The sequence below is a fragment of the Synechococcus sp. A15-62 genome (genome assembly GCF_014280075.1).
Taxonomy (GTDB): Bacteria; Cyanobacteriota; Cyanobacteriia; order PCC-6307; family Cyanobiaceae; genus Parasynechococcus.
Genome location: NZ_CP047950.1, coordinates 423,532 through 441,418, shown reverse-complemented (window position 1 = coordinate 441,418; position 17,887 = coordinate 423,532). Strand labels below are relative to the sequence as shown.

Here is a 17,887-nt window from a genome sequence, read left to right as displayed (position 1 = left end):
TAGACCGTAAAGCTAGGCACCATCCATCAACATGGCTCTCCACGGGGCGACCTTACGGAATGCCCATGACCAGTGGTCGCTTTCGATGGCATTAATTGCTAAGAGTTCAGATTCAGATAAACCAGCAGAATCAGTTGCAACATACTGAAGCCAAGCTGTGATTGAAAAAATATAATCACAGGAAGCAGCAAAATCAACGATATCTTGGTCTGTCTTGCAAGACTTCAAGCCAGTTGCAACAGAATGATCATAAATAACCATCTGCACAAAATCATCAATAACAGAAACGGACATCGTCAGCAGCTTTCAATCCAAAGCGCAAAATTCACCTTCTCACAAATCATCTGCAGAACCAAAGGTCCACCAGGACACCGCAATAACCGCCAGGGAATTTTTTTCTCTAAAATACCTGAATCAATAGTAATTTTAGGAGGGCTCGTAGCCTGTTCATAAGGAATTAGTGCCGATCCAGTCAATGAAGGCTCAACACGATTAACAATTGCTTTTAATTGGTTCAAATCATCAACCAAGTTCAATTGCTCTTGGACATCTGTTGATTTCTGGACAGCTTCAACAAATCTAGGAAGAGCCTGCTCGAGCTCGGGGGAGACTGGCATGATACAAAAATCCCTCTAATTACGATAACAGATGACGAGGACGTAATTCATGAAGGGGCAGAGCAGATTAGAGAAGACAATCGACCAGTGATAAATCATCACTGAGATTAAGACGTCAATGCTATGGTTAAAGAGATGATGGAATTTCAACGTCACTACGATTCAACAGAATCAGGTCAGCTGCTCTAAAACTGCAGCTCAACACCAGCTGACAGAAAATCCAGGTTTTTCATTGATGACTCTTTAAACATGGCCGAGCGATTCGACAACTTAGTTGAAGGCTTGACGGAAGAGCGGGCCATGGCGGTGATTTTGGCTGATCCAGACTCACTCGAGAGGCCCGTTGATAAATACATGGCAGCCACAAGGCTTGGGGCAAGTAATAGCGAAGAATCACTCGATGTGCTGATACAGGCTGCAGAGCTGGATCCAGAGCATCTTTTTAATCGAATCACGCGACGCAAGGCGATCGACGCCCTTGGCAGACGAAAAAGTCCGAAGGCCCTACCCTCTTTATTTAAGGCCTTAAAATGCAGCGATGAAGCTGCAGTAATTAATTCTGTAGAAGCGATTACAAAAATCGACGCACCTTTGACAGAAGCAGATCATGAAAAATTACTTGAAGCCCTTAAGGGCGAGGATATTCAAAAGCGCGCTGTCATACAGGCATTTTGTCGCTTAGGGGTCCCCGGAGTCATCAACAGCATCAGCCCCCTCCAGGATGATTCCAATCCCTTGGTTGCGGGTGCAGCGAGGGCATACATGTCAAAAGTTGCCCTACAACCAGATGGGCTTGAAGTCCTCATTCCGCAACTTGTTGATCCAATCGCCGGACGGAGGCGCTCTGCCGTAATTGATTTAGGCGATGCAGGTGACGTTACAAGGCTAGAAGCTCTTGTCACAGCTCCCGTGTCGATGTCTTTGCGGGCCAGAAGTGCATTTCAGTTGGTAGATCCTGATAAGACATGCCAGGTACCGGAAAAATATGCAGAGCTGATAACACAACTCTTACAAGACAACCCTCAACAACTCAAACTTAGGAAAGAGTGGATTTGTGATATTGAGCCTACAGAGATCGAAAACAACCTTCAACATCGCGACGAAGCACGCCAATACGGTGGTGCCTCAAGCTTGATGGCCATGCCTAAAGCAGAGAGAATGATTTTAATTAACGAAATTAAAGAAAAATTATGGAGTGATTACGTTACGCACTATTACCTGACTGCCGTCGTCGGTCTTCAGGGTTTGGAAGAACGAAGCGATCTAATCAGGCTTGCCTTAGCCGAAACAATTCCTCAATACACCAAATCCCGCATTGCTGCTGCATGGGGGTGCCTCCGCTTGGGCCTTGTGGACCAAAAGCCGCTCCTGGAGGAGCTTTCAGTCAGTGCCTTCTGGCTACCACTGAAATGGACCTGCCAACGCGTCCTTAAACAGTTGTCATAAAAAGACGAGCAGTAAATAAGGTGAACTGTCGGACGTTGGTTGACGAAACACCCTTACTGATTTCGCCTTTGTCAACTTGTGTGTCCTGACGTCCTCCTTCAGGAAGTCGGTCTGGGAAGCAGGGGTAATGTCATTCGTGATGCGGAATGCATCTCCCCAAACAACGTATTCCACAACCCCCATGCTCGACGCATTCTCCCGGGCTGCTGTCTCGGCCGATTCCAGCGGCTCCTTTATTGGTGGCGGCGAACTTGCTTCCCTGAAGTCCTTCATTGCTGATGGCAACAAGCGCCTGGACGCTGTGAACGCCATCACCTCCAACGCCAGCTGCATCGTGTCTGACGCCGTCGCCGGCATCTGCTGCGAGAACACCGGCCTGACCGCCCCCAATGGTGGTGTGTACACCAACCGCAAGATGGCTGCTTGCCTGCGTGATGGCGAGATCGTTCTGCGTTACGTCTCTTACGCGCTGCTCGCCGGTGACGCTTCCGTGCTGCAGGACCGCTGCCTGAACGGTCTCCGCGAGACCTATGCCGCTCTGGGCGTTCCCACCGGTTCCGCCGCACGTGCTGTTGCCATCATGAAGGCCGCTGCTAGCGCCCTGATCACCAACACCAACAGCCAGCCCAAGAAGATGGCTCTGACCTCTGGCGATTGCGCCAGCCTGTCTGGTGAAGCTGCTAGCTACTTCGACATGGTGATCAGCGCCATCAGCTGAGCCAGGTATCGATTTTCTGCACACCTGAACACCCTTCTTCTGAATCATGAAGTCCGTTATCACCACCGTCGTCGGCGCAGCCGACAGCGCATCCCGCTTCCCCACCGCCTCCGACATGGAGTCCGTCCAGGGCTCCATCCAACGCGCCTCTGCTCGTTTGGAAGCTGCTGAGAAGCTGGCCAGCAACTACGACCAAGTTGCCCAGGAAGCTGTTGATGCTGTCTACGCCCAGTACCCCAACGGTGCCACCGGCCGTCAGCCCCGTAAGTGCGCCACCGAAGGCAAAGAGAAGTGCAAGCGTGACTTCGTTCACTACCTGCGTCTGATCAACTACTGCCTGGTCACCGGCGGCACCGGCCCTCTGGATGAACTGGCCATCAACGGTCAGAAAGAGGTCTACAAGGCCCTCAGCATCGACGCTGGCACCTACGTGGCTGGTTTCTCCCACCTGCGTTCCCGCGGTTGCGCGCCTCGCGACATGAGCGCTCAGGCTCTGACCGCTTACAACCAGCTGCTCGACTACGTGATCAACTCCCTCGGCTGATCATCAGTCAAGCTGAGTGATTTTTTGATCTAACCAAGGGGTGGGCCAAAAGCCCACCCCTTTTTGTTTTCAAAATCAAAAAACACAAATTCTTGACAATTAAGAGTAAACAATTCTGGAGCAATCCAGAAAATCTGTGGCTAGTTAACAAACAATTTTGCCACAGTCAAAGACGCAATGTTTACTCGCTGTGGCAATTAGCGAATTATGAGCATCGAAACGTATCAATACTCAATTTCGCTGAATTTTTCTCGGCAAAGCTTACTAACAACAGCTTAAAGAGTTGTTTTAAAGCATGTTGGGAAGAGTCACCACAAATCACCTCCCCTCACCAACCTTATGTTAAGTACACAAACCAGCCTCGCTGGAATGGCTTCGGCTAGCCGCACCAAGCCAGCCTCGTACGCCATACCAAGCAAGGCTGGCAAAAACACTGTTCATCGGACAGTAGCTGGATCAATCGCTGAATTTAAGCGCAACACTTGTTCTCAGATGGGGCTCGGAATTGGCCCAAGGCTGCATAGCGAATGCCCCTTCGGTTCAGTTTTTGATGAATATCACCCCAGTGATTCCTGGGCTTTAGAGAGAACAATTAATGACGCTTACAGACAAGTTTACGGAAACCTACCTCCGACTGAAAACGAGCGGTGCAGCTCACTTGAAGCACGCTTGATGAACGGAGAAATTACGGTCCGCGACTTTGTCAACGGATTAGCTAAATCTCCGTTTTACAAAGACAATTATTTTCATAGTGTTGCCCCACAACGTGGGATCGAGCTTAATTTCAAACACCTATTAGGGAGAGCACCTCTCAATCAAGAGGAAGTTCAAAACAGTATCAAACTTCAAGCAGAACAGGGTTTTGATGCTCTGATTGACAGCCTCACAGATTCCGCAGAATATGCAGAGGTTTTTGGATCAGACATCGTTCCTTACATGCGAGCGGGCGATTCCTACGCAGGGATGATGACCAGCTCCTTCAACTTAATGCGTGAACTAGCCGGCACGAAGGTTGCCGTCAGCGACAATGCACAAGGGAGCCGTAGTCGCACTACAACGCAACTGGCTGTTGCCGCGATCAGCATGATGAAGCCAATCCTGAAAGCTGCCCCAACACTGCCCCAACAAAAGTATGGTGCACAACAGCCTCCAAAAAGGACAGGCCCTGTTCCGTTCCGACCGTTCGGGGTTAAACCGTTTGCCTGAGGTTAATCAGGCAATTCATGCCATAACTCTTGCCCTCTTCCCAGGAAGAGGGCTTTTTAATGCAGGACAACACTGAGTGGTAAGGGCCTGATCGGCGTCGCTTAGATTGCTACACAGCAAACAGGAACGTGCAAGGTGCTCCAGGATTTCACCAATATTTCATCAATCAGCGAAAGCCAACTCACAGAAGAAGAAGCGCTCCAACTCGCTGATGAGCTCAGTGGAAAATTGAGCGAAGGTGAAATACCAAGATCTGATGCCGAGTCACTTAAGCGCATGGTTGCCGGACTTGGGGATGCGAGAGGCGCTTTACGACTCACCTTTGCTAAAAGTCTTGGGGCGGTAGGTGACGAAGCTCTACCCATTCTTTGTAAAGCACTTCGCCAACATCAAAATGTGATCGTAAGACGGGCATCAGCCAAAACACTTAATTTGATTGGCAACAAGGACGCGTTGCCTTATCTGCTTGAGGCCTTTTTAAAAGATGATGACCCAGTTGTACTTGGATCATCTGCTGGAGCGATGGCCACCATTGGCCCCGACGCAATGGATTCGTTGCTTGGAATCCTAAAAAATCCAGACTGCACACCATTTCAGGTTGGCTTGATCAACCTTGCACTAAGTTTCATCGGGGCCAAAGCACCTGAAGCATTGCTGAAGGCTGCAGATTCAGACGTGGCTGAAGTTCGAGTTGCAGCAATTTCAGCTTTGGGGGACCAAATACAAAAGGGTGATGATTTAAGAGCAAGAAATAGGGTGTTCCAAGCACTCGAGGACATCTCAGCAGACGTAAGAGCAGAGGCGGTGACTCTCATCGGGAAATCATGCGATGCCGAAGATGTTGAAAATATGCTAAGCAGAAAGCTGGTCGATCAAGACACTCAGGTACGCAAAAATACAGCAATGGCACTAATGAAACTCGAAGCATTTAATGCCATAGAAAGCATAGAAGCAGCAAAGTCCACAGAGAGGGACGAGACTGTTCAAGCAGTATTTAATGTTGCTATTAACATACTAAGTAGAGATTTGCAGGAGAAACAGGAAAGCGAATAGAGCATTTAGAAAAACAGCTTTAGAGGAATGCTCAGGCGAGGAGATCATGCCTCCGCATTAACACAAAGACAAGAAAGGGCAGGCGATCTGATAGAAAGTGGATACCAAAAAGACAAAAAGCAATCATTCAGAAAAACGTTAAGCTTCTTACGCGCAATCAAGGAATAACAATAGAATATGCAAATACGCAGAAGAAGTTTGCGAAAAAAACGATCGCGCAATTATATTTTTTCCGACACGCTCGAGATGGAAGAGTTTTGCAAGGCACATTTTGAAGAATATCACTCAACATCCAGCTTCAGATGCAATGTAACTCAGTTAAGCACCGGCCTTCTCGAAACGAAGACCACTTGCTCACCAATTGAAGACGTGCATCTTGAAATTTTTAAATCGAACCAAACTCTGCTCTACGAGGAAGAAGCCAACACAAAATCAGTGTCATTCTGCTGGCTAGACACATTAGCGGCAAAAGATGCGGAGGCACAGACAATCATAAGCGGCCACCAAATGACAAGAAATAGCATTGCTGGCTTCAATCGGATAAACAAAACAGGAGGAAATATCTGGGACATTGTGGGAGCAAACGAAGAGCTTTGCTGCATGAGCCTGAAATGGAATAAATTAAAAGAAAGAATCAACAAATTGAATGCATTTAATGCCTATGCGAGGCTTGAGGAATGCATTGGAATTGACTCGCATGATCATGCAAGTGCTCAGCTCAAAAAATTATTTAGCCGACATTTTAATAGCCAACCATCAACGAAACCAAATTCATTTTACGATCTAGCAATCATATTCCTAGACAATGAAAATAATGAATCAACCTATGATGCACATCGATGCGAGTCAACGGATCTTATAGAAGACTTGGTTAAACTAATTCACGAAGATAGGGCTGGCATGCCGCCAATAACACTTGACGAAATTACTGAATACTTGAATTCAAAAACAGAGTCTCTCAATACTATTTGTCAAAAAATCTTTAATATGGATGTAATTGAGCTAGTAAGAAGAGTACGACTTGAACAGACCCGCAAGGCTTTTTTAACTCCACATTCCTCAACAGGTCTCAAAGAGTTTACAAAAAAGAGAACAGCACTTTACTACGGTTTTAAGAACTGGAAAAAATTTGAAGCCTCCTACTCCACATATTTTGGAGAATCACCCAGCCAAACAATAGATCGATCTAATAAGAAATTATATTCATTTAGTGCATGGAAGGGAGAGTAATACATGAAAACATCTATTGAATATCGTGATCCACTGGAGCTCTCTGAAGAGCTTGCAAAACTCGGTCAGCTTACAAAAATAACGCAACTGGAAGGTGGCAATGGTTTTTATACTATGCAAACAGCAAATACTAATAAAGTCACACTTGCAGAAATATCTGCCAACAAAACATTATTGTACGAGGGGTGGGGCAATGGTATAACTATTGATTTTAATTGGATTACACCAAAAGCGAATACTCAAGGAGCCTTTGGCTATTGTGATGGATTTAAGATGACAAAAAATAGCCTAGCTGGATTTGGCACGATTAATGCAGTACCAGGAAATGCATGGGGAAAATATAACAACGAATGCTCTAGTACTGGTTGCATGCTTGAAAAGCAGCTCCTATTGGAACTACTCGAAAATTGCAATGCCTATGATGGACTTGAACGACTCACGGGTGATCATGGGATTTATTGCAACAATAAAGCTCTAAACCAACTTAAGAGTTTAGCCGCCAAAGAAGTATCTTCTGGAATTAAGAACCCAGAAAAATATTTCGATCTTGTAATCGCATGTCTAGAAGAGCCAATGACTGCTCAAAATAGTCAAGATCCAAAACATATCGATCAATTAAGAGAAATCATTAATCTTGCACATAGTGAGAAGAGCATGGAATCCCCTCTGTCATTGCTTGAAGTATGCAAGTATATAAATACAAGTCAAGCATCATTATATCGCATATGTCAGGAGTACTTTGGAATGGGAATTATTGAATTGATGACACAAATCAGACTTGAAGAATCCAGAAGAATTATGCTTAACCAAGACGCTCGTCGGAAACTAAATCTATATTCAATTCGAGATATTGCAATTAAATATGGGTTTAAACATCAGGGGAGATATGCACGGCGCTATTACACTGCATTCGGAGAACTTCCAAGTCAGACCATCGAAAAGTCGAGAAGATATAGATTGCCAATATAGGTGCATTGCATCTAGAAATAATTTTCTATAGTTCACGTAAGACTTCCGCGCATGTCCATCGTAGGGGCTCCCAAGTGGATTTTAAAAGTAGATTTTCAATATCACTACGACATTCCATTAAACCTAAAGTTAAACATCCCCAAGTCGCAGCTATTTTTGATTTTGCATACTGCGGAGCCGGCTCCAATAATGATTCCTTGATTATATAAGACAATTCTTTTAAGCCGAGTTGAGACACCAAACAATTTACTTGATAGTGAACACCATAATCAGAGCCATGATTGTCCCAAATAGTCTTAATTGCGTCAGTTACAGTTGAAGCTGGCCAACTGAATAAGGCCTTAGCACCAAAGTACTGGCGCTCCTCATCTCTATGCTTAAGGAAATCACAAACTTTTTCTAAATCATTTGGTGCATCAAATTTCTGTGTAAAATATAAATGACGAGAATCATCCTTCAACATTTGATTGATTAATGTTCTTTGTGATTTAGTTTTAATTTTAGAAGTCATCTTGAACGCACTTTTAGCTCTCAAAGGCATTGACACCGCTGCTTTCGAAATACTTGACAAAAGAGAAGGGTCTCCAGCGTCACCAATATCAATGACGGATGAACGTCTATGTATGACATTCAAATCGTTGAGGTGATTTTCAAGAATATGCAATTTACGCTTGTCATCTTCAACCCTTATTGAATAAGCGATTGATGCGCCATTAACCAATATATTTGGATTGCTCTCTTGCTCACGAATGATGCCATTAAACTCATGCATCTCCAAACGCGTGAAACATTGAATGGCAACACGCTTGAGGACATCGGAGCCATTTTGAATAATCTTCAAAAGAGATGATTTAAACTGAGCATCAAGAGGTATGCCAAAATGAATTAGCGTATCTACTGAATTCACAATCGTCTGCTCATCACTACTATGCATAGCTTCATAAATGGTTGGCAGAGTACTAAGGTCGCGACGACGCCCTAGCGCTTCAATAGACTTACGACGCGTAATGGAATCGAAGATATTGTCTCTATCCCCAGTGGCCGCTACAACTAATGCATCTAGAGAGTCTCTTGAAGAACAAGCTCCCAACCGTGTTGCAGCTATATATTTGATGCCAGGATTATCAAGAGTACTAACATTTTGCGAAAGCAACTCAATTGCTTGCTGTTCACCCATCCATGAAAACAAATTATCAAATCGCTGTGAACTTGGCACCATGCAATATGCGTATATTCAATTTTTACAGAAAAATTGATCGGCAAATCTGATTTGATAAGAAGTGACCCGCACGGCAAAGAGATTGATAATTAGTGGACATCTATTTTAAGAACAATAAACCACTACAATTAATAAAGAATTAACAAGTAGTCGTTGATTAAATTCGAGCTAATGACGATTTGTCCAATCATCAAATTGTGACCGGCTCAATTCTTTATCCATATAAGATCAGCACAGGAAAAGTACGCTGCCATATAAAATTATTGGTGGCCTACTGAGACATAAAAAAGTAAAAAGACGCTGATAAGAAGCGGATAGTTGCTGATAAAATACGGATATGCCGCTGGTTCATCATGTCACGTGCTGAATTCATACGCTTTCTTCAGGTTCTAGAAGAAGACCTGTCGTTCAGATCCCTGTTCAAAGAAGCTGAGCCCGAGGAGATCCTCAAGCTCGCTGATCAACATGGATTTATCTTTTCTGATGAAATAAAAGGGCGTTTTCTTAATCGATGGGCAGGGGTGTACTTCTGCCCATTTGCCAATGATGTTGGAAGACTATGCCCCAAGATGGTGCCGGAAGGATTCAGCACGCTGCTACATTATTCGCAGACGACTTGTGCTAAAGAGGACAAAGTAGAACGTTTTGACTTCCGCGCTGGAGGTTATTACGATGGAGTAGAAACTATACCTCGATGAAGGAACATCTAACTCTTTGAGTTGAGTAGATTCTGAAGTCGTGCCAATGCAGACTGTGCAGCCTCCTGAATCAAGGGATCATCATTATTTTTCCGCAGTGAACGTAAAGCGTTTTCTGCCAAAGGATTGGGAATATCGGCAAGAGCCTGAGATGCACTGAAGATTAAAGCAACATTTTGGCTGCTGAGAGACTTTGCCAAAATTTGGATTGCCTCTTCAGACTTGAATTGTTGCTTGCCGATCTGACCAAGACACATCAACGCACCTTGTACGACAACCATATCTGAATCGTCGATTCCTTGCTCCAACATTTGCATGACTGAATCAGGAAACGGCTGATCGGGAAAATTCTTGAATACTTGCACGAATGCTTTGGGGCAACAACGCCTTGCAGTTTGATTGGCTGTTGTTGCATAAAGGTCGATCAAAGGATCGAATGCATCACTTCCAAAGAAACCAATGCCTTTAACAGCTGCTCTATAAACTTTAGGGTCATGATGACAAAACAGATCTAACAATCTTGGCAATGCTTCTTCCCGATAGTTCTCAGAAAGAATCAAACAAGCTTCTTCTTGAATCCTTGGGTTGGGATGCATCAGGTCTTCAAACAATGCATCAACAGAAGGGATCGTCGAATCGCCGTTCACTTCAGAAATAATCACCTGTACTTAATACTAGCATTGTTGACTAAGGCCATTTGGGTTCAAACTTAGTTCTTATCTACAATCCAGAATGCTTTTCGCTTTGAGCTGCACCAAATTATCAACATCAGCATTGACAAGCGTTTGCAATTGACATTGATATTGATTTTTGAGATGGTCGCTCTGATCAGATTGGATCAAGAGGAGGCCTGCATAACGCATATCCCAACTAAGCTTATTATCACCAGACAAACAATGATCCAGGAAGCACATGCATTGCTCAGGAAACAGCCGAGCGTAAGAAAGCAAAGCAGCTGGAGGTGATTTTCTAAATTGAGGACGCTTATCTGTAATAGCATCTGAGAGAATTTTGCGAATATCAAGCAATGCTTCTTCTGTCCAACCTTCAACAAGGCCAAACAATCGCATCAAAAAATAGTGTGCACCATAGTCATTGTGGGCTTTATCTTGCCAGCAATTCTCAATAGCTCTCCAAATCTCTTGGGCATCACGTTTTATTAGTGCCTGCATCGCAAGATAGCAACGACTAAAATCGGGGTGGAACAATCCGTCAATCAGTAGCTTTGTAGGCAAAGGATCGCCGTAATGATGAAGGACAGTGATCAAACGAGGATCGTCAAGCAAAACTTGATCTACCGCTGATAGTGAATCATTGTCTGAGAGTTTATTGGACGGGTTATTCAAGAGAGATCTCACAGCTCGCATCCGGAACGCAGGCGAGATTGGTGCTTGCATCAAATCAGACAAAAGCTCAACAGCATTCGCATCGATCACATCCTGCACAGCCGACTGACGATCCATTTGATTGGCGCCATACAAATGATCTGAAAGATCAGCCAGATGGGATTGATCACCAGATAGATGAATCATGGCAGCGATGGCAGCACCACGGACCGAAGTCTTTTCATGGGCTGTGTGTACTGAAATAGTCGAAATTGCTGCTTTAACAGAAAGCTTTGAGAGACTTTGAATTAGGACTCTTTGATTCTGGCTAGCATCATCTAACAAATCGATCATATGTTGGTGCACTTCAGGATCTTGACAGTTCAAATGAGACAAAGCCCAAGCAGCATTCTCAACCATATACACATCAGAGCTACTTAAAAAACTTGCAATTTTGGACGTAGCCTCTACAATCCCTAATCGCGCAAGAACTTCTACAGCCTTTCGTTGTGCAAGACCTACAGGCACATCCGCAGAACACTTATCCAGAAATGCCAATAAAGCTTGGCTTGTTTTTGGGCCAGGAAAATTAATCAAATGAGAAATAGCCATATAATAATCACTCTCACTCTCCAGAATACCAACTTCTTTAGACAAGATATCAATTGCTCCCTGTTGATCCAAGCCAGCATGAATATTATCGAAAAGACCAGTCATCAGTAACGGTCAACATTCGGATGATTCTACTTGAGGTGCGTAATTCAATGGGGCCTGTTGGAATAAGAAAGTAATAGCAAGCTTGCCATCAGACGATACCGGAGGCAAAATTCTTCTGAGCCACTACAAAAAATATGGGACCTTTCCCCGGACGATTGATCCATGTTTCCACTGGTGTGATGGACGGCTGCAGGCCCTCAACTTCCCACACAGTTTGCGTGGACACCCGGTTCATGGCGCAATGGATGAAATCCTTTAGAAGTTGCAATACACCGATAACATCCGTTGGCTGGAGCGCAGCGGACCAGCCTTTAATACCAGCACCTAAAAAGCAAACGTCTACATCCAAGGTTCGGAAACTAGTAGAGAAATTAACACCCCAAAAAGAAACCAGTTCTAATAAGAAAGAAAAAGCAGACTCAGACAAGCCAGAGGCCAACAAACGTAAAAGTACCTCTAGCCGTCGTAGGAATCGTCGGAAACAAGCCTGATCAAGATCTATGAGGCTCTCGAAGAAACTTCAAAAATCGCATCTTCGGGTCGTCCAGCCTTAAGAGCTTCCCAGTTGATCGCTTGAAGAAAAGTGCTTTCATCAGGCGTTTCAACCATATCAACACCCCAATATCCCTCCTGGAGTGGAGCTCCAGGAGAAGCTTGGGAATCTTTCCTTCCACCAAGTGCCAGGACAACGTGGTTCATGTCGTGTCCGAGTTGACGACGGTGTTCAGACCAAGTTTGCACCAAATCAACAGCCATATCTTGGGGAGACAAATCAGATGATATAGAGAGTTTCCAATGAGGGTGATTTAAAACTACCGTTGAAGAAATATTTTTCGAAAGAGATTTAAGTTTTTGAGCAAGTAGTTCAAAATTCAATGCAGGTACGAGATCTGATTGAACCTGTAAGTTATGAGATAGAACAAACGTCGTCATCAAAAAAATACACCTGTGATAAATCTAATGGAATTTCAGCTTGTCTGTGATGGATGATCAGTGGTCTTCCATCTGGCTGACACAAAAAAAGGGGGGAGCAACTGCTCCCCCCTTTCCCTAAAATCTCGAGTTGATCAAGACAGAGCGTTGATCGCGTAATCGAGATAGCTCTTGAACTCGTTAAGAGCCTGAGGGCTCATATCGCGAGGGGCGCAAGCACGATCGCGAGTGTAAGTCAGAGCTTCGATGTAGGCGTTGGTGGGCAGACCCAAGGTGCGATACACCTCACGTGCTCCTGCAATACCCCACTCATCGAGAGGACCAGTACCACCCACGATGAGGCAGTAGTTGATCAAGCGCAGGTAGTGACCGAGGTCGCGGTAGCACTTGTCGACCTTCACTTGGCTATCACCGGCTTCACCGGGTTGCCGCAGATAGGCGTACTTATTGAAGCAAGCATCACCTGCTTCGCGGGTGACATTGTCCAGACCGGCGGCCAGCTTTTCGGCAGCTTCCAGACGTGCAGCTGCACGCTGGATGTTGCCCTGAACAGCCTCAAGATCGTTCTGGGAAGGGAAGCGACCGGCTGCATCAGCTGCGGTCACAACAGTGGTGACGACGGATTTCATTTGAGATCCTTAGGTAAAAGGTGCTGAGAAGGTAAGGAGAGAAGACTTGATCGTCAGGAGATCAGCTGATTGCGCCAATCACACGATCGAAGTAAGAACCTGCTTCAGCCACCAGTGCAGAGCAGTCGCCCTGAGTGGTTTCCATCTTGCGGTACTTAGCACCACCGCTGGCAGGAGAGTTGGTCTGACCAATCAGAGCCGTAGCAGCGGATTTCATGATCGCGACCGCACGGGCGGCAGACTGAGTAGGAACACCTAGAGCGATATAGGTTTCCTTGAGGCCATTCAGGCAACGGTCATCCAGCACGGAAGCGTCACCAGCCAGCAGTGCATAGCTGATGTAGCGAAGCACAATCTCACCATCGCGAAGGCAAGCAGCCATCCGACGGGTGGGATAGCAGTTGCCGCCAGCCTGGATCAGACCTGTGTTTTCGCAGATCATGCCGGTGACTGCATCAGAGACGATGCAGTAGGCGTTGGAAGTAATGGCATTCACAGCGTCCAAACGCTTGTTGCCATCTTGCACATAGGAGCGGAGGCTAGCGAGATCGCTACCACCAACAGGTGCAGTTTTGGCGTCAGCGCTGACGACTGTGCGGGAGAATGCGTCGAGCATTGGGGGCCAGACAGTTTTGGGGATGCAGTGCTTCGGAAACCGCCGGGTGAACAGGCCTTAAAGCCCGGAAACCCAAGGGTGGTGGAAGCGCTGACTCAGGCTAAACTCAGTTCTGAGCAGGGTTCGTCAAACAACCCCCTTACGCAAAAGTTTGTCACCTTGGGCCAATCGCCCCGATTGACGTCCTGGGAATTAGGCCGATCCGAGAGCAATCTTTCCTTTATTGACGCAACCCCGAGCAAAGGTTCACAAAAGCCTTGGTCAGGCATCGGACAGGCTTAGGATCTTCAGGCTCAATCAGAACTTCATGGACAACGCAGCGTCCGATTTACCTACCCTTGAAGAGTTGCAAGAGTCCATCGATGAATTAGCTGCCTACAGGGAAAGACTTTTTCAAGATGTAGTTGGCTTGGGTAAAAAACTGCGACTATCACAGAAAAAGATTGACGCCACTGTTGCAGCACACCCAGAGCTCCAAAGACTCGACGAGGTGATGTCACAGCTGGTTGCGCAGAGGAATACGCAACAGAGCAAGTCTTGAATTGCAAAAAATTTTACCGGTTCGCCTGTATTAATTAATTTTCTTGAAAGCACAAACCAATGGTGCAGACACTTTCCCCGCCAATGACAATGGCGGATTTCTTTGAAGCCAGCCGTGGGACTTGGTTAAACAGGCGCGCTGTTCATCACCACGACTATCAGGATGACGAAGCTGCGGATTCCAATCTGGTCATTGAACCATTCAATGCAGATGACCCAGTCGTCACCAAAATCTGCAATTCTTTGAACATTAAAACCGAAGACAGCTCAGGTGGAGCACGATTTTGGTGGGAAAGTAATATCAAGAAAGGCGTCCGCAATGATGATTACGCTGCAGTGGTCATCGACGTTCCTGACCATGAAGATCCCCGAAAGGGATTTCTACTTCGTGATGTTGGATATGTTGAAAAGCAATCTGTTTTAAGCACTTACAGCTTCGCAGACGACGGCGTCGTGACGATCACGACGCGATACGACACCAATATTGGCATTGAACGCTGTTGGTTTGTGACCGATCAGATCAGAATGAGAGTGAGTTCTGTTCAGTGCTTAGATGGTGTTGCAATGACCACATACTGCACCGAGTTTCGGTGCCCTACTGATGCCGAAATTTCAGATATCACCCAGCAGGCACAACAACTGGCAATGGCGTCTTCAACAGTTAACAACTGATCACCATGTTTGATCCATTTCTTGAGGAATTGCTTTCAGGAATCAAAGCCCGGGGTGCAGTACCCGTTGAGGTTCCTATTGGACTTGAGCACAATCAATCATCCAAACGCTCTAGCACCATCAAGAGCTGGCTTTGGGACGTGCCTGGATTTCGGAGGTGGCGCGTTACCCGGTTGGATGCTGGTGAAAGCTTGCAGGTCCTTAATTCCGTTGCCTATCCCGACTACACCTACGACCATCCATTAATGGGAGTTGATCTGCTCTGGTTCGGTGCCAAGCAGAAGTTGGTTGCTGTTCTTGATTTCCAACCACTTGTTCAAGACAAGGACTATTTGGAGCGCTACTTCGATGGACTGAAGTCACTCAACGCTCAATTTCCGGATCTCAATGGTGAAGAGACCATGCGTTCCTTTGATCCAAATCAATACTTTTCCTCATGGCTGCTGTTCTGCCGGGGCGGAGCAGAACAGGCGACATCATCGCTACCCCCAGCTTTCAGCGCTTTTCTAAAAACCTACTGGAATTTACATGACGAGGCAGTTAAAACCCCTTCTTCCATTAATCCAATCGAAGTGGAACAACTTCAGAAAAATTATGATATTTACAGTGCAGAGAGAGATCCTGCACACGGCCTATTTACCAGCCATTTCGGAAGTGAATGGTCTGATCGTTTCCTGCACGAATTTCTCTTCCCCGCCAGCCAGCCCAAATGACCCTCCCTCTCCGCACGACGAGTCTTGATCCTGTCCAGATCCCCGGATGGCGCTGGCAGCCTTTTCTCGACACCGCCGTTGCGGCACTGAGCTCTCTGCAGCCGAATCCTTATCCAATTGCGGAACGTTTTCTACAAAAAGAGGGCAGCACAGGATCCAAGGCGAAACCAGTGCCGGTCAGCACTGCAACCTGGGCCTGTTCAACAGAAAAGCTGCGCCAAGTGCGCTGTGCCTGCGTTGAGGCTGGTGCGGCTGCATCGGTGCTCAACTTCGTGATCAACCCCAGCAGTCGTTTTGATCTTCCTTTCTTCGGAGCCGATCTGGTGACGCTGCCCAACGGGCACCTGCTCGCTCTGGATTTACAGCCTGTCGACAAGACAGATCCCGAGCACACGGACCCGGTTTGGCAGCGGCTGATGCCGCTTTTCGAGCGCTGGCGCGCCGAACTGCCCGATGGGGGACCCATTCCTGACGAAGCACAGCCCTATTTCTCACCTGCCTTTCTCTGGACCAGGATCCCTCTTGGGAAGGAAGGAGATGCGCTGATTGACCGCGTGATCCGTCCGGCTTTTGCGGACTACCTTCAGCTCTACCTGGAGCTGGTTAAGGAGGCGCAGCCCGTTGACCATGAGCGTGCTGCACGCCTGCTCTCGGGCCAGAAGCGCTACACGGCCTACCGCGCCGAGAAAGATCCAGCCCGCGGCATGTTGACGCGCTTTTATGGCAGTGAATGGACGGAGTCGTACATCCACGGCGTGCTGTTTGACCTCGAAGAAGCCACCGCCACTTCCTTGTCGCCGCAAGGGAGTTAAGCATTATGAACAGCTTTCGGGACGCTCCCGAGCTGTTGGCCAGAATCGCGGGCGACGGGATGGAGGCAATAGCCTTCAAACATCCCTTTCAAGTCTGAGATTCCCGCTCCAGACGTAGTTCACAGGAACAACAACCATGTTCGACGCCTTCACCAAGGTTGTCGCCCAGGCCGATGCCCGGGGACAATTCATCAGCACCAGCGAGATCGACGCCCTCGCTGCCATGGTTTCCGACAGCAACAAGCGTCTGGATGCCGTTAACCGCATCTCCAGCAACGCCTCCAGCATCGTTGCTTCGGCCGCTCGTCAGCTGTTTGCCCAACAGCCTTCTTTGATTTCCCCCGGTGGTAACGCCTACACCTCCCGTCGTATGGCTGCTTGCCTTCGCGACATGGAGATCATCCTGCGTTACGTCACCTACTCCGCTTTCACCGGTGATTCTTCCGTGATGGAAGACCGCTGCCTGAACGGCCTTCGCGAGACCTACCTGGCCCTCGGCACTCCCGGTGCTTCGGTTGCAGCTGGAGTCAACATGATGAAGGAAGCCGCTCTGGCACTCGTCAACGACAAAGCTGGCATCTCAGCTGGTGACTGCGCCTCCCTGAGCAGCGAAATCGGCACCTACTTCGACAAAGCCGCAGCTTCCGTCGCCTGATCGACGCGTTGATTCGACGTCTTACTTCTCCTAACCAATGAAAACCCCTCTCACCGAAGCTGTTGCAGCAGCTGATTCTCAGGGACGTTTCCTGAGCAACACCGAAGTTCAAGCTGCCTCCGGTCGTTTCAATCGCGCCAAGGCCAGCCTCGAAGCTGCTAAGGCTCTTACCAGCAAGGCTGATTCCCTGGTGAACGGCGCTGCCCAGGCCGTGTACACCAAGTTCCCCTACACCACCCAGATGGCTGGGCCGAACTATTCAGCCACCCCCGAAGGCAAAGCCAAGTGCTCCCGTGACGTGGGCTACTACCTGCGCATGATCACCTATTGCCTGGTCGCTGGTGGTACCGGCCCCATGGACGACTACCTGATCGCCGGTCTGGACGAGATCAACCGCACTTTCGAGCTCTCCCCCTCCTGGTACGTGGAAGCTCTGAAGCACATCAAGGCCAACCACGGTCTCAGCGGCGACGCTGCCACCGAAGCCAACAGCTACATCGATTACGCCATCAACGCCCTGATCTGATCAGCTGACGTTGCGTTCCAAGCCCCCCTCGGGGGGCTTTTTTTATTGT

Annotated in this window: 23 protein-coding genes; 14 read left to right on the top strand and 9 right to left on the bottom strand. The window is 47.3% G+C overall.

What is annotated here, in order from left to right; all coding sequences use genetic code 11:
* Positions 1–12 precede the first annotated feature (12 nt).
* Positions 13–294, bottom strand: a complete 282-nt coding sequence (locus tag SynA1562_RS02295) for a Nif11-like leader peptide family natural product precursor (RefSeq protein ID WP_186494590.1) — start codon at positions 292–294, stop codon at positions 13–15.
* A gap of 2 nt (positions 295–296) precedes the next feature.
* Entirely contained in the window at positions 297–617 is a 321-nt protein-coding gene (locus SynA1562_RS02290; protein ID WP_186494589.1) for a hypothetical protein, read from the bottom strand.
* 249 nt (positions 618–866) lie between these two features.
* On the opposite strand from SynA1562_RS02290, the gene SynA1562_RS02285 reads away from it, so the two are divergent.
* The 7 genes from SynA1562_RS02285 to SynA1562_RS02255 all read left to right on the top strand — a co-directional run bounded on the left by SynA1562_RS02285 (position 867) and on the right by SynA1562_RS02255 (position 7,783).
* Positions 867–2,063, top strand: a complete 1,197-nt coding sequence (locus SynA1562_RS02285) for a HEAT repeat domain-containing protein (protein ID WP_186494588.1) — start codon at positions 867–869, stop codon at positions 2,061–2,063.
* A gap of 181 nt (positions 2,064–2,244) precedes the next feature.
* Entirely contained in the window at positions 2,245–2,781 is a 537-nt protein-coding gene (locus SynA1562_RS02280; RefSeq protein ID WP_006850273.1) for a bleomycin hydrolase, read from the top strand.
* A gap of 46 nt (positions 2,782–2,827) precedes the next feature.
* Complete coding sequence (gene mpeA, locus SynA1562_RS02275) at positions 2,828–3,325, top strand: class 2 C-phycoerythrin subunit alpha (protein ID WP_006850994.1); 498 nt, start codon at positions 2,828–2,830, stop codon at positions 3,323–3,325.
* Between the two features lie 339 nt (positions 3,326–3,664).
* Entirely contained in the window at positions 3,665–4,531 is an 867-nt protein-coding gene (locus SynA1562_RS02270) for a phycobilisome rod-core linker polypeptide (RefSeq protein ID WP_186494587.1), read from the top strand.
* 135 nt (positions 4,532–4,666) lie between these two features.
* Positions 4,667–5,584, top strand: a complete 918-nt coding sequence (locus SynA1562_RS02265; RefSeq protein ID WP_186494586.1) for a HEAT repeat domain-containing protein — start codon at positions 4,667–4,669, stop codon at positions 5,582–5,584.
* Between the two features lie 369 nt (positions 5,585–5,953).
* Positions 5,954–6,814, top strand: a complete 861-nt coding sequence (locus SynA1562_RS02260) for a helix-turn-helix domain-containing protein (RefSeq protein ID WP_255445694.1) — start codon at positions 5,954–5,956, stop codon at positions 6,812–6,814.
* A 3-nt stretch (positions 6,815–6,817) separates the two neighbouring features.
* Positions 6,818–7,783: a helix-turn-helix transcriptional regulator gene (locus SynA1562_RS02255; protein WP_186494585.1), complete on the top strand. Its 966-nt coding sequence runs from the start codon at positions 6,818–6,820 to the stop codon at positions 7,781–7,783.
* Between the two features lie 25 nt (positions 7,784–7,808).
* Here the strand turns inward: SynA1562_RS02255 and SynA1562_RS02250 are convergent, their stop codons facing one another.
* Positions 7,809–8,960: a HEAT repeat domain-containing protein gene (locus tag SynA1562_RS02250; protein WP_186494584.1), complete on the bottom strand. Its 1,152-nt coding sequence runs from the start codon at positions 8,958–8,960 to the stop codon at positions 7,809–7,811.
* Positions 8,961–9,355: 395 nt separating this feature from the next.
* Here SynA1562_RS02250 and SynA1562_RS02245 point away from each other — a divergent pair, with 395 nt between their 5' ends.
* Positions 9,356–9,700, top strand: coding sequence for a Nif11-like leader peptide family natural product precursor (locus SynA1562_RS02245; protein ID WP_186494583.1), 345 nt, complete (start codon positions 9,356–9,358; stop codon positions 9,698–9,700).
* 8 nt (positions 9,701–9,708) lie between these two features.
* On the opposite strand, the gene SynA1562_RS02240 is transcribed toward SynA1562_RS02245, so the two are convergent.
* From SynA1562_RS02240 to cpeB, 6 genes are all read right to left on the bottom strand, one after another.
* On the bottom strand, positions 9,709–10,362 hold the full coding sequence (locus tag SynA1562_RS02240) for a HEAT repeat domain-containing protein (protein WP_255445693.1): 654 nt from the start codon (positions 10,360–10,362) through the stop codon (positions 9,709–9,711).
* 54 nt (positions 10,363–10,416) lie between these two features.
* The gene (locus SynA1562_RS02235) at positions 10,417–11,742 is read right to left on the bottom strand and encodes a HEAT repeat domain-containing protein (RefSeq protein WP_186494582.1); all 1,326 of its coding nucleotides are present in this window, start codon (positions 11,740–11,742) and stop codon (positions 10,417–10,419) included.
* 88 nt (positions 11,743–11,830) lie between these two features.
* The gene (locus tag SynA1562_RS02230; RefSeq protein WP_186494581.1) at positions 11,831–12,181 is read right to left on the bottom strand and encodes a hypothetical protein; all 351 of its coding nucleotides are present in this window, start codon (positions 12,179–12,181) and stop codon (positions 11,831–11,833) included.
* Positions 12,182–12,240: 59 nt separating this feature from the next.
* Positions 12,241–12,675 (bottom strand): DUF2656 family protein, encoded by a 435-nt coding sequence (locus SynA1562_RS02225; RefSeq protein WP_186494580.1) that lies wholly within the window; start codon positions 12,673–12,675, stop codon positions 12,241–12,243.
* Between the two features lie 134 nt (positions 12,676–12,809).
* Positions 12,810–13,304 carry a class 1 C-phycoerythrin subunit alpha gene (cpeA, locus tag SynA1562_RS02220; RefSeq protein WP_006851808.1) on the bottom strand — a complete coding sequence of 165 codons (495 nt, stop codon included), beginning with the start codon at positions 13,302–13,304 and terminating at the stop codon, positions 12,810–12,812.
* A 61-nt stretch (positions 13,305–13,365) separates the two neighbouring features.
* Complete coding sequence (gene cpeB, locus SynA1562_RS02215) at positions 13,366–13,920, bottom strand: class 1 C-phycoerythrin subunit beta (RefSeq protein WP_006850931.1); 555 nt, start codon at positions 13,918–13,920, stop codon at positions 13,366–13,368.
* Positions 13,921–14,227: 307 nt separating this feature from the next.
* Between cpeB and SynA1562_RS02210 the strand changes: the two genes are divergently transcribed.
* From SynA1562_RS02210 to cpcA, 6 genes are all read left to right on the top strand, one after another.
* Positions 14,228–14,461 carry a hypothetical protein gene (locus tag SynA1562_RS02210; protein ID WP_186494579.1) on the top strand — a complete coding sequence of 78 codons (234 nt, stop codon included), beginning with the start codon at positions 14,228–14,230 and terminating at the stop codon, positions 14,459–14,461.
* Positions 14,462–14,520: 59 nt separating this feature from the next.
* Positions 14,521–15,132, top strand: a complete 612-nt coding sequence (locus tag SynA1562_RS02205; protein ID WP_186494578.1) for a phycobiliprotein lyase — start codon at positions 14,521–14,523, stop codon at positions 15,130–15,132.
* A gap of 5 nt (positions 15,133–15,137) precedes the next feature.
* The gene (locus SynA1562_RS02200; RefSeq protein WP_186494577.1) at positions 15,138–15,845 is read left to right on the top strand and encodes a 15,16-dihydrobiliverdin:ferredoxin oxidoreductase; all 708 of its coding nucleotides are present in this window, start codon (positions 15,138–15,140) and stop codon (positions 15,843–15,845) included.
* Complete coding sequence (locus SynA1562_RS02195) at positions 15,842–16,657, top strand: phycoerythrobilin:ferredoxin oxidoreductase (RefSeq protein ID WP_186494576.1); 816 nt, start codon at positions 15,842–15,844, stop codon at positions 16,655–16,657. The genes SynA1562_RS02200 and SynA1562_RS02195 overlap by 4 nt, the downstream gene beginning before the upstream one ends.
* A 136-nt stretch (positions 16,658–16,793) precedes the next feature.
* Positions 16,794–17,312, top strand: a complete 519-nt coding sequence (locus SynA1562_RS02190; RefSeq protein WP_186494575.1) for a phycocyanin subunit beta — start codon at positions 16,794–16,796, stop codon at positions 17,310–17,312.
* 37 nt (positions 17,313–17,349) lie between these two features.
* Entirely contained in the window at positions 17,350–17,838 is a 489-nt protein-coding gene (cpcA, locus tag SynA1562_RS02185; RefSeq protein ID WP_115080337.1) for a phycocyanin subunit alpha, read from the top strand.
* Positions 17,839–17,887: the final 49 nt, after the last annotated feature.